Origin of the sequence: Cupriavidus sp. 2SB (genome assembly GCF_005503625.1) — a bacterium.
Lineage (GTDB): Bacteria > Pseudomonadota > Gammaproteobacteria > Burkholderiales > Burkholderiaceae > Cupriavidus.
The window spans coordinates 20188-32242 of the sequence record NZ_SCMX01000036.1; the positions used below are offsets into that span (position 1 = coordinate 20188).

The following is a 12055-nucleotide window of genomic DNA, read 5'->3' on the forward strand; positions in this document are numbered from 1 at the left end:
TTGTGCATAGCTGTGGGTAGCCGCCACGAACCTCTGCCGATGTCTCAAGCCAAGACCACTCCCGTCCATCTGACCGCCGCCGCCACAGGGGCCCTGCCGCGCTACCTGCTGCTGGCGATCTGCATCATCTATGGATTGACCGGCCTGTTCGGTCGCGATCCATGGAAGAACGAGGACGCAGCTGGCTTCGGCGTGATGTGGCAACTGGGCACGGGCGGCCTGCAGGACTGGCTGATGCCGAACATCGTCGGGCGTCCCTACAGTGAGGATGGCCCGCTGGTGTTCTGGATCGGCGGCCTGATGATCCGGCTGTTCGGCGGCTGGCTTGGTGCGCCCGATGCCGCGCGCCTGTCCACGGCGCTGTTCTATTTCGGCACCTGCGCTTTCATCTGGTATTCCACCTATCTACTGGGCCGGCGCGACGAAGTGCAGCCGTTCGCGTTCGCGTTCGGTGGCCAGCCCGATGCCCGCTCTTACGGCCGGGCGCTGGCCGACGGTGCGTTGCTGATCTTCCTGGCCTGCGTGGGCCTGGCCATGCGCGGCCATGAAACCACGGCGCAGGTCGGTCAGGTCTGCTTTATCGCGTTCATGCTGTATGGCATGGTGCGCAGCCTCGACATGCCGATCCAGGGCAGCCTTTGGTTCGGCGTGGGCCTGGGCGCGCTCTGCCTGGCCAGCGGACCGTTGCTGGCGACTTCGCTGCTGGCGGCCACAATCATTGCGGGCGTGGTGTGTCAGCCGTTGCCGCTGCGACGTCTGCTGCCTATCGGCGTGGGCATAGCGCTGGCGATGGTGCTGGCGTGGATGGCCGCGACCTATTTCGGCGCCACGGTCACCGATGACGCCGTAACCTTTATCCGCGAATGGGCACGCTACGACCGCCGTACATACGGCGCGCCCAGTTGGCAAACCGGCGGCTTTATCGCCCGGAATTTCTTCCTCTACACCTGGCCGGTCTGGCCGATCACGGCCTTCGCGTGGCTGTCATGGCGCGGCATGCGCCGGGCCGCTCACGTGGCGCTACCGCTGACGGTACTGGCGATGCTGTTCCTGCTGCTCGTGCTGCAGCGCAGCCCCGGCGACGTACAGTTCATTCTTCTGCTGCCGCCCATGGCCATCCTGGCGGCGTTCGCACTGCCCACGTTACCGCGCGCGGCAATCAATGCGATCGACTGGTTCGCCCTGCTCTTCTTCACGATCTTCGGCGGCACCGTCTGGTTCATGTGGATCGCCAAGACCACTGGCTGGCCACCCAAGATTGCGGCCAACGTGTTCCGCCAGATTCCCGGTTTCCAGCACACGTTCACGGCCACGGCCGTGGTTATCGCGTTGATTGTCACGCTCGCGTGGGTATTGGTCGTGCGCTGGCGCCTGTCGCGCGCACCCAAGCAGATCTGGCGCCCCGTGGTCATTTCGGCCGCTGGCACCACGCTGATGTGGGTGATCGCCATGACGCTGTGGCTCCCTTCGATCAACTACGGCAAGACGTATCGGGATGTGGCCCAGGCCGCTTCCCTGGCGCTGCCGTCGACCTACCGCTGCGTGCAGCCGATCCGGATGGGCAATGCGCAACTGGCCTCGTTCGCCTACTTCGGGCATATCCGCTTCGGCGGTCCCGAGGACGGTTGTGACATCCTGTTGCGGCACGATGCCGTCGACTATGGCGCCCCGGGCAACCTCTCGCATTTTGAATGGCGCCTGATCTGGGAAGGCCGACGCCCCGCCGACCGCGATGAGCGGTTCCGCATGTATCGACTGGTCGATCTGTCGACCGTCAAGCCGGCCCGCCCCTCGTCGCAGCGACGCCTCCCACCGCAGTAATGCGGTAGGCGGCAGTTCGGCGCCCCTGACGCAACCTGCATGGTCTTCCTGGCCGTGCAGGCATCACGCGTTGACATCCTCCAATCGACAATAACAATGAGCAGCGCGCTGCAGGACCTTCGTCGCATCATCCATCTGGCCGCGCCGGTACTGGTCGGCCAGCTCGCCGTGATCGCTTTCGGTGTCATCGATACCATCATGGCCGGTCGCGCTTCCGCGGCCGACCTCGCAGCCGTTGGCCTGGGTGGCTCGATCTATGTCACCGTCTATATCAGCCTGATGGGCGTATTGCAGGCCCTCTCGCCGATTGCCGGGCAGCTCTACGGCGCGGGACGCACTGCAGAAATCGGCGTCGAAGTCCGACAAGCGGCATGGCTCGGCGTGGCCCTGGCCGTTCCGGGCATGCTGGTGCTGCTGTTTCCGGAGCCGCTACTGGCCTTCGCCAAGGCACCCCCCGAACTTGTCGACAAGGCGGCACGATACCTCCACATCGTTGCTTTCGGGCTGCCGGCTGCACTGGGCTTTCGTATCTACATGGCGCTCAACAATGCGCTGTCCCGGCCGATCATGGTCACCGTGCTGCAGATCGGCGGGCTGGTTCTGAAAGTGCCTCTCAACGCGTGGTTCATCCACGGCGGCTATGGCATCGAGGCCATGGGCGGCCCGGGCTGCGCCCTGGCATCGACGATCATCAGCTGGGTCTGGTGCATCGTGGGCCTGTGCATCCTGCGGCTCGGCAGCGCCTACCATCCGCTGGGTATTTTCACACGATGGGAATGGCCACGTCGGGACCGGATCATGCCGCTTTTACGGCTGGGCGTGCCAATGGGCCTGACCTATCTGATAGAGATTACGTCGTTCACGCTGATGTCGATCTTCATCACGCGGCTTGGTACCGAGACGCTGGCCGGTCACCAGATCATCGCCAATCTTGGCGCCGTGGCGTACATGATGCCGCTGTCGCTATCGATTGCCACTTCCACGTTGGTGGCTCAGCTCATCGGCGCTCGCGACATGGCCGGTGCGCGTCGCCTGGGCTGGCGAGGCATCCGCTTTGGCGCAGGCATGGCCGTTGTCGTCGGGGTTCTGCTCTGGCTGCTGCGCGAACCACTGCTACACGCTTACGTGAAAGACCCTGCCGTGATTGCGAAGGCTCTGCCGCTGGTGCTGTTCGTGGCGTTCTACCAGGCGTTCGATGCCGTGCAGGTCATGACCGGCTTCATCCTGCGTGCCTACAAGATTGCGTTGATTCCCACGCTGATCTACGCCGGCTCACTATGGGGCGTCGGTCTCGGCGGCGGCTACGTCCTGGGATTCGGTCTGATCGACTGGATGCCAGCCTTCACGCGCGGCGCGTCCGGATTCTGGATTGCCAACAGCGTGAGCCTGGCAATCGCAGGAACGTTGTTGGTGAGGTATTTCATGAGGGTGAGTCGAGTGGGTTGAGGGACCCCTACCGTTTCAGTTCCCCTCTCCCCCGCCCCTCTCCCGGAGAGGGGCGCAGACCGTCGGGGCTTGCTTGTATTTCCTACAGACGAAAAAAAAGCCTGCTTGCGCAGGCTTTTTTAAAAGTTGGCGGAGCGGACGGGGCTCGAACCCGCGACCCCCGGCGTGACAGGCCGGTATTCTAACCAACTGAACTACCGCTCCGTTGTTGGTTGCTATCTGGAGCTTCGCTCCGGACAGCCAACTGGACGAATGATTACGTCCAATGTTTGGCGTCCCCTAGGGGATTCGAACCCCTGTACTCACCGTGAAAGGGTGATGTCCTAGGCCTCTAGACGAAGGGGACAGAAATCGATTGCAAGCAACGTTTCCGTCTACTGCTGCGAAGTCCGCTATTCTAGCAGAACTTTCACAATTTCAGGCAACTTTTTTTACTACTTCAGCGCCTGTTTAATCCTGGTGGAGCTAAGCGGGATCGAACCGCTGACCTCTTGCATGCCATGCAAGCGCTCTCCCAGCTGAGCTATAGCCCCATATACTGCTGGAATACATAATCACGATTTCTTGCGAACGTCATGATTATGTTTTTGATTTTTCAGGACTTCAAAACCAGTCCAGGGTAAATCGAAAAGTGATTATCAAATACTCACTTCTCACCCAAATAAAAACCCGCTTGGTTTCACCCAAGCGGGCTCAGTCTGGCGGAGCGGACGGGGCTCGAACCCGCGACCCCCGGCGTGACAGGCCGGTATTCTAACCAACTGAACTACCGCTCCGTTGTTGGTTGCTATCTGGAGCTTCGCTCCGGACAGCCAACTGGACGAGTGATTACGTCCAATGTTTGGCGTCCCCTAGGGGATTCGAACCCCTGTACTCACCGTGAAAGGGTGATGTCCTAGGCCTCTAGACGAAGGGGACAGAAACTTTGGTGGAGCTAAGCGGGATCGAACCGCTGACCTCTTGCATGCCATGCAAGCGCTCTCCCAGCTGAGCTATAGCCCCAATAGTTACTGCCTTGCTACTGCTTGCCGCCGACCGCTTTGTTACTTACTAACTGCGTTTCAGCGAAGCGGCGATTATAAATCAGTCACCGCATTTTGCAAGTCCCTTTTTCCTGTTTTTCAACCGGGCTGCTTGACTTGCGCCGTGCAGCAGGGAGAACGAGATTATGCTGAAGTCCCGGCCTGAGCGCAAGCCCCCGCCGAGACTTTTCCGCACTTTTTATCCAGCGGCCAGCCGGCGCAGCACCGTATCGCGACCGATCAGTTCCAGCACAGCATCAATGGCCGGGGTCTGCAACTGCCCCACCACCAGCAGACGCACAGGCATTGCAAGCTTGGGCATCTTGAGACCGAACTCCGCGAGTACGGCCTTGAACGTGGCGCTGATGGCCTCGCGCTTCCACTCGGTCAGCGCACCCAACTGCGTCGCCAGTGCCTGCACCGCGGGCCGGATCTCGTCTGCGAGGTGCTCGGCCTTAAGAGCGGCGTCGGGTTGGGGCTCGCCACGATAGAACAGCATCGCGGCCTGAGCCACCTCCTTGAGCGTATTGGCGCGGTCCTTGACCAGTGCGATCACACCGACCAGATCGGCGCCTTCCACCTTGCCACCCTCGGCCTCGATAAACGGGCGCGTCAGGTCCGCCAGACGCGCGTTGTCGCCCGTCTTGATGTAGTGGTTGTTCAACCAGGCGAGCTTTTCCGGGTTGTACTGCGCTGGCGACTTGCCGAGATGCTCCAGGTCGAACCACTCGACGAATTGCTCGCGCGAGAAAATCTCGGCATCGCCGTGTGCCCAGCCCAAGCGTGCCAGGTAGTTCAGCACGGCCTCGGGCAAAAACCCTTCATCACGGTAACCGGTCACCGGCATCGCGCCATGACGCTTGCTCATCTTCTCGCCCTGCTCGTTCAGCACCGTAGGCAGGTGGGCATAGACGGGCACCTCGCCGCCGAGCGCACGGATGATGTTGATCTGGCGCGGCGTGTTATTGACGTGGTCGTCGCCCCGGATCACGTGCGTGATCTTCATATCGAGGTCATCGACGACGACACAGAAGTTGTAGGTGGGCGTGCCATCCGGGCGCGCGATCACCAGGTCATCGAGTTCGTCGTTCGAAATCTCGATGCGGCCCTTCACGGCGTCGTCCCACACCACGCTGCCACCGATCGGGTTCTTGAAGCGGATCACGGGCTGCACGCCGGCGGGCGGCTCGGGCAGCGTCTTGCCTGGTTCCGGACGCCAGAAACCGTTGTAGCGCGGCTTCTCGCCCGCGGCACGCTGGGCTTCGCGCAGGGCGTCGAGTTCCTCGGTACTCATGTAGCAGCGGTAGGCCATGTCGCTGTCCACCATCTGCTGCACGACGGCGCGGTACCGATCCATGCGCTGCATCTGGTAGAACGGGCCTTCATCGATATCGAGGTCGAGCCAGGCCATGCCTTCCAGGATCACGTCAACCGCTTCCTCGGAGGAGCGCTCCACATCGGTGTCTTCGATGCGCAGGATGAAGTCGCCTTTCATGCGGCGGGCGAAAGCCCACGGATAGAGCGCGGAGCGGATATTGCCGAGGTGGATGAAGCCGGTCGGGCTCGGCGCAAAGCGGGTGCGGACGCGTTGTGTCATGGTCGGGGAGAAACAAAAAGGCCCGCGCACGGGTGCGCGCAGGCCGGATTTCGCTGGATGCCGCATTATACGCCTCCCCTACCGCCATCCGCGCGCAGCGCACCCACCCATCGGCCCTGGAATCATTTATCCTGCCACCGGTCTCAGACTCGTCGGCATCCGCAATGCCCGACGCGTCACTTCCCAGCCTCCCATTCCAGATGCAACGACGAAACTTCCTGGGCGCCTCGGCGGCCTTGCTACTGGCGGCCTGCTCGTTCGGCCCCAAACCCGCACCGACGGTCCCGCCTATCGCAACAGTACCGCCCGTCGCCCCGCCGCGCCCGATTCGCATCGGCCTGGCACTGGGCGGCGGCGCCGCGCGCGGCTTTGCCCATATCGGTGTCATCAAGGCGCTGGAGGCCCAGGGCATCCATCCCGAGATCGTCACGGGCACGAGTGCCGGGTCCGTGGTCGCCGCCCTGTATGCCACGGGCATGAATGGCTTCGAACTCAACAAGCTGGCGCTGACGATGGACGAGGCGGCGATTGCCGACTGGGCGCTGCCGTTTGGCACCAAGTTCGGCGGCTGGCTCAAGGGAGAGGCGCTGCAGAACTACGTCAACCGGCTGGTCAAGAATCGGCCGATCGAGTCGATGAAGTTGCCGCTGGGCATCGTGGCAACCAACCTCAAGACCGGCGAGCGCATCCTGTTCCGGCGCGGCAATACCGGGCAGGCCGTGCGCGCATCGAGCAGCGTCCCCGGTGTATTCCAGCCGGTTTCCATTGGTGGTCAGGACTATGTCGATGGCGGCCTGGTGGAGCCCGTGCCGGTAGATTCGGCCCGCGAGATGGGCGCTGACTTCATTATCGCCGTCAACATCTCGGCCGATCCGTCGAGCCAGAAGAACAATGGTCAGAGCGGCGTGCTGCTGCAGACCACCGCCATCATGGGCAACTCGATCAACAAGATGTCTTTGGCACGCGCTGACGTGGTGATCCGCCCCGACCTGCCCGATATGGGTGGCAGCGACTTTGCATCGCGCAACCGGGCGATCCTTGCTGGCGAACAGGCCACGGCAGCAGTGCTGGCCACGCTGAAAGACAAGCTCGCACAGGCGCGCAACCGCCCCGTGGCGACAATCGGCGCCGCCCCCTGACTGCCTGGGACGTCTCGCGATTGTTGTCACCTCGACCACAACGCCGACAAAAAGCGTCAACCGAGCCGACAGCCAGTGTCACCCTCCTGACGGTAGCGGCGGGCAGCAGTTAGCGCGACAAACAAAAAGGACTGCCAAGGCAGTCCTTTTTGTTGGAACCAGATCGGGGATCCGGTCAGCCACCCACAAGCATCGAGCGGCCCTGGGCATTTGGATCGAAACGTTTGAGCGTCTCGATCATGCTGCCCGTGTTGTCCACCGAGCCACGTGCCGAATCGTCGATGCGGCGGGCGCCGTTGTAACGCGTCACCCAGTACGAGGCCCGCATGTCATCCACGCGGATCTTGCTGCCGGTGGACGGCGCATGCACGAACTTGTTGTCGCCAATATAGATGCCGACGTGCGAGAAGGTGTGGCGCATCGTGTTGAAGAACACGAGATCGCCCGGACGCAGTTCGTTGGCCACCACGGTGGTGCCCACCTGGCTCATTTCAACGGATCGGCGCGGCAACATGAAGCCGAAGGTGTCGTTGAACACGTAGCGGACGAAGCCGCTGCAATCCAGGCCCGATTCGGGGCTGTTGCCGCCGAAGCGGTAACGCACACCAATCAGGCCCAGCGCGTTCACAACCAGGTCGCCAGCCTTGCTGGCAACGTTGCTGGTGGAATTCATGACCGACGACAACAAGCCACGCTTGTGTTCCGGATGATCGGCGGCCTGGTCGGCACGCGCTTCGATCCGGGAGTCGGGGTCCTTGAAGACCGTATCCGCCAGCACTCCATTCGACACAGTCGCGCCGCAGGCAATGGCAATTCCGATAGCGGCACGCGCCAGCGAATGAAGTACCGTTTGCATTGGCTCTCCTGATGATCGGACAAATCTGACCGGCTTGTCAGACATAGCCGGACAGCGTGAAAACATCAGGGCGGAACGTACGCAAGAAGTACGCCAACTGGACTGCACCAGCCGCGTGCAACTCCGGCCTTCCCCAAGGCCTGCATGCGGCGGACGAACCACCCCCGACAAAACTTATCGCAGGATACTAAAGTACCCACCTTGACGTGTCAAAGTTGGTTACAAATTCCCCGCAAAAGACTAGCAAATCAACGAACTAGCGCAAAAAAGTCATCTTGTTTCTCGGATTCGCTATAAAGAATCCATGTGACACGACCGTTAAACAAGACCCTGCGATCACATCATCCCGGTGCGCCAAGTTGTGCTGCAGCCATCAGCTTGCGCGTATACGGATGCTGCGGCGCACCAAGCACCGTATCCGTTTCACCGGATTCCACCACTTCACCGTTTTTCATCACGATGACTCGGTGCGCCATCGCACGAATCACGGCCAGGTCGTGGCTGATGAACAGATAGCTGAGGTTGTACTTGTGCTGGAGTTGAGAAAGCAGCGCCAGCACCTGCTGCTGGATCGATACGTCCAGTGCCGAAGTCGGCTCATCGAGCACCAGAACCTGCGGTTTCAGAATCAGCACACGTGCGATGGCGATGCGCTGGCGCTGGCCGCCCGAGAACTCATGCGGGTAGCGTCCCAGCGCCGTTCGGTCGAGACCGACTTCGCGCAACGCTTCGATCACACGTTCTCGCGTGGCTTCCGGCGACAGTCCCGGCTGATGCAGGGCCAGGCCCTCGCCCACGATCTGCTCGATCGTCATGCGCGGCGAGAGCGATCCGAACGGATCTTGAAAGACCACCTGCATGCGCGAACGCAACGCGCTGCGCTCCTTCGTGGAGCAGGCGTCGAAGCTGCGCCCCAGAAACTGGATCGCCCCGCCGCTCTTGCGCTGCAACGCCAGCACCGCATGGGCCAGCGTGGTCTTTCCCGAACCCGATTCGCCGACGATGCCCACAGTCTCGCCTTCACGCAGTTGCAGCGTGACGTCTTTGACCGCCGCAAAGGCTTCCTTGCCGAACCAGCCGGCAAATCCGGGCTTCTTCTTCTGGTAGTTGACACACAGCGCGTCGGTTTCCAGCAGCACGGGAGCGAGCGGCACGAGCGGCAAGACTTCGCGCTTCGGCCGGCTATCGATCAGCTTGCGTGTGTACGGATGGCGTGGATTGGCGAAGACCTCGGCGGTTTCGCCAGTTTCCACAAGCACGCCTTTCTCCATCACGCCCACGCGCTGGGCAAATGCCCGCACCATGTTGAGGTCATGGGTGATCAACATCACGGCCATGCCGAACTCCGCCTGCAGGCTGCGCAGCAGGTCGAGGATCTGGGCGCGGATGGTCACGTCGAGCGCGGTCGTCGGCTCATCGGCCAGCAGCAGCTTGGGGCGGCAGGCCAGTGCCATGGCAATCATCGCGCGCTGCCGCTGCCCGCCCGAAAGCTGGTGCGGAAAACTGTTGAAGCGATTCGCAGCGTCGCTGATGCCTGTGCGCTCCAGCAACGCGATGGCCCGGGCACGCGCAGCACGCCGGTCCAGCCCCTCATGCAGCGCCAGCGTTTCCACGATCTGGTTGCCGATCGTATAGAGCGGGTTTAGCGCCGTCATCGGCTCCTGGAAGATCATCGCGATTTCCGACCCACGGATGCCGCGCATCTCGCGATCGGACACCTGGAGCAGGTCCTTGCCTTCGAAGCGGATCGCTCCGTGGTACTGCGCATCGCCAACCAGCCGCAGCATGGCCAGCGCGGTCACGGTCTTGCCCGAGCCCGATTCGCCAACCAGTGCATAGCGCTCGCCGGCGCGCAGATCGAAACTCACCTCGCGCACGGCGCGCGTGGCGTGCTCACCTTCGCCGAACGTCACGGACAGGCGATCCACGCACATCAGTTGCGTACCGGGCGCCGGGGGCGCCACGGATTCATCGAACAGCGGCGTCACGGCACTCATGGCGTGGCCTCCGCAGCGGGACTGCCGGCCGGCACCTTGGGATCCACGCGACCCCGCAATTGCGCCAGGCCCAGGCGGGTGTCGAACGCATCGCGCAGGGCATCTCCCATGAAGGTCAGCAGCAGCAGCGTCACGACCAGCACTGCGAAGGTCGACAGCGAGATCCACCACGCATCGAGATTGGCCTTGCCCTGCGCCAGGAGTTCGCCCAGGCTCGGCGTGGTTGGCGGCACGCCCAGGCCGAGGAAGTCGAGACTGGTCAGCGCCAGGATGGCCGCGCTCATGCGGAACGGCAGGAACGTGATCACGGGCGTCAGGCTGTTGGGCAGGATATGGCGCCACATGATCTGTACGTTGGAGAGTCCCAGCGCGCGGGCCGCCTTGACGTAGTCCAGCGAGCGGTTGCGGTAGAACTCGGCACGCACGTAATCCGACAGGCCCATCCATCCGAACAGCGAAAGCAGGATGACCAGCAGCGCCAGGCTTGGTTCGAAAATCGAGGCGAAGATGATCAGCAGGTAGAGCTCCGGCATGGAGCTCCAGATCTCGATGGCACGCTGGGAAACCAGGTCGAAGCGGCCCCCGAAGAAACCCATCAAGGCGCCCGTGAGCGTGCCGACCAGCACGCCGATGACCGTCAATGCCAGCCCGAACAGTACCGAGACGCGGAAGCCATACAGCAGCCGGGCCAGCACGTCCCGGCCCCGGTCGTCGGTGCCGAGCCAGTTCTCTGCCGACGGGGGCGCCGGGTTTGGCTCCTTGGCGAAGTAGTTCAGCGAGTCGTAGGAATACCGGTTCGGCGGGAAGATCGCGAAGTTGCCGTTGCTCGTGATCCGGTCGCGGATGAACGGATCGAGGTAGTCGGCGGGCGTGGGAAAGTCACCGTCGAACGTGGTTTCGGAGTAGACCTTGACGATCGGAAAGTAGTACTCGCCCTTGTAGCGAACCATCAGCGGACGATCGCTCGACAGCAGTTCGGCGCCCATGCTCAGAACGAACAGGATCACGAATAGCACCAAACTCCAGTACCCCAGCCGGTTACGGCGAAACCGCTGCCAGGCGCGCTGGCGTGGCGAGAGCGAGTGCGGCAGGTTCGGGACACCTGCCGCGGCTTTGGCGCGGAATCTCATCGGTGCATCCCCTCGAAATGAATGCGGGGGTCCACCATCACGTAGCAGACATCGGAAATCAGGCGCGTCACCAGGCCGATCAGCGTGAACAGGTACAACGTGCCGAGTACCACCGGATAATCGCGGCGCAGCACGGCTTCATAGGAGAGCAGGCCCAGGCCATCGAGCGAGAACAGCGTCTCGATCAGCAGCGAACCCGTGAAAAAGGCGCCAATGAACGCCGCAGGAAATCCGGTGACCAGCGGAATCAGTGCATTGCGGAACACGTGCTTCCACAGTACGCGCCGTTCGGACAGGCCCTTGGCCCGTGCCGTCAGCACGTACTGCTTGCGGATTTCCTCGAGAAACGCGTTCTTGGTCAGCATCGTCACCACCGCGAAGCTGCCGACCACCGACGCCGTGATCGGCATGACCAGGTGCCACAGGTAGTCCATGACCTTGCCCATCAGCGAAAGCTGTTCCCAGTTGTCCGAGGTCAGGCCGCGCAACGGGAACCATTGCAGGAACGTGCCGCCACCGAACAGCACCAGCAGCAGCACACCCAGCACGAAGCCGGGAATCGCGTAGCCCACCAGCACGATCATCGTACTGATGACATCGAAGCGCGTGCCCGCCCGGATCGCTTTCGAGATGCCGAGCGGCACCGATATCAGGTAGGTCAGGAAAAAAGTCCACAGCCCCAGGCTGATGGATACCGGCATTTTCGACTTCACCAGTTCCCAGACGCTGCGGTGCTGGAAATAGCTCTGGCCCAGGTCGAACTGGGCAAAGCGCTTGAGCATCATGAAATAACGTTCGAGCGGCGGCTTGTCGAAGCCGTAGAGCGCCTGGATTTCCTTGATCTTCTCGGGGTCCACGCCACGCCGGCCGCGGTACTCCGCCCCGCCGCCGCTGGCTTCCGCGGCGCCGCCACGGCCCTTCATCTCCATCATCATCTGTTCGACCGGACCGCCCGGCACGAACTGGATCACGATGAACGTCAGCGTGATGACCCCTACCAGCGTGGGGATCATCAGCAGGATTCGCTTCAGCAGATAGGCAAGCATT

General features: G+C 62.3%; 8 protein-coding genes and 6 tRNA genes. 3 read left to right on the forward strand and 11 right to left on the reverse strand.

Going from position 1 to position 12055, the window contains the following annotated elements; translation table 11 throughout:
- Positions 1-39 precede the first annotated feature (39 nt).
- Positions 40-1821 (forward strand): ArnT family glycosyltransferase, encoded by a 1782-nt coding sequence (locus tag FFS21_RS17520; RefSeq protein WP_137926054.1) that lies wholly within the window; start codon positions 40-42, stop codon positions 1819-1821.
- Positions 1822-1917: 96 nt separating this feature from the next.
- On the forward strand, positions 1918-3267 hold the full coding sequence (locus FFS21_RS17525; RefSeq protein WP_137926055.1) for an MATE family efflux transporter: 1350 nt from the start codon (positions 1918-1920) through the stop codon (positions 3265-3267).
- Between the two features lie 127 nt (positions 3268-3394).
- On the opposite strand, the gene FFS21_RS17530 is transcribed toward FFS21_RS17525, so the two are convergent.
- The 7 genes from FFS21_RS17530 to gltX all read right to left on the reverse strand — a co-directional run bounded on the left by FFS21_RS17530 (position 3395) and on the right by gltX (position 5886).
- Positions 3395-3471: transfer RNA gene (locus tag FFS21_RS17530), tRNA-Asp, on the reverse strand.
- Between the two features lie 66 nt (positions 3472-3537).
- A tRNA-Glu gene (locus FFS21_RS17535) sits at positions 3538-3613 on the reverse strand.
- A 111-nt stretch (positions 3614-3724) separates the two neighbouring features.
- Positions 3725-3800, reverse strand: a tRNA-Ala gene (locus FFS21_RS17540).
- A gap of 166 nt (positions 3801-3966) precedes the next feature.
- Positions 3967-4043, reverse strand: a tRNA-Asp gene (locus FFS21_RS17545).
- A gap of 66 nt (positions 4044-4109) precedes the next feature.
- A tRNA-Glu gene (locus FFS21_RS17550) sits at positions 4110-4185 on the reverse strand.
- An 8-nt stretch (positions 4186-4193) separates the two neighbouring features.
- Positions 4194-4269 (reverse strand) — tRNA-Ala (locus FFS21_RS17555).
- 219 nt (positions 4270-4488) lie between these two features.
- Positions 4489-5886, reverse strand: a complete 1398-nt coding sequence (gene gltX / locus FFS21_RS17560; protein WP_137926056.1) for a glutamate--tRNA ligase — start codon at positions 5884-5886, stop codon at positions 4489-4491.
- A gap of 200 nt (positions 5887-6086) precedes the next feature.
- Here gltX and FFS21_RS17565 point away from each other — a divergent pair, with 200 nt between their 5' ends.
- Positions 6087-7025: a patatin-like phospholipase family protein gene (locus tag FFS21_RS17565; RefSeq protein WP_137926057.1), complete on the forward strand. Its 939-nt coding sequence runs from the start codon at positions 6087-6089 to the stop codon at positions 7023-7025.
- A gap of 175 nt (positions 7026-7200) precedes the next feature.
- On the opposite strand, the gene FFS21_RS17570 is transcribed toward FFS21_RS17565, so the two are convergent.
- From FFS21_RS17570 to FFS21_RS17585, 4 genes are all read right to left on the reverse strand, one after another.
- The gene (locus FFS21_RS17570; protein ID WP_137926058.1) at positions 7201-7881 is read right to left on the reverse strand and encodes a C40 family peptidase; all 681 of its coding nucleotides are present in this window, start codon (positions 7879-7881) and stop codon (positions 7201-7203) included.
- Between the two features lie 341 nt (positions 7882-8222).
- A complete protein-coding gene (locus tag FFS21_RS17575; RefSeq protein WP_137926059.1) occupies positions 8223-9878 on the reverse strand; it encodes an ABC transporter ATP-binding protein in 1656 nt (551 codons plus the stop codon).
- The gene (locus tag FFS21_RS17580) at positions 9875-11008 is read right to left on the reverse strand and encodes an ABC transporter permease (RefSeq protein ID WP_137926060.1); all 1134 of its coding nucleotides are present in this window, start codon (positions 11006-11008) and stop codon (positions 9875-9877) included. Before FFS21_RS17580 ends, FFS21_RS17575 begins: the two co-directional genes overlap by 4 nt.
- A complete protein-coding gene (locus FFS21_RS17585; RefSeq protein ID WP_137926061.1) occupies positions 11005-12054 on the reverse strand; it encodes a microcin C ABC transporter permease YejB in 1050 nt (349 codons plus the stop codon). The genes FFS21_RS17580 and FFS21_RS17585 overlap by 4 nt, the downstream gene beginning before the upstream one ends.
- Position 12055 lies beyond the last annotated feature (1 nt).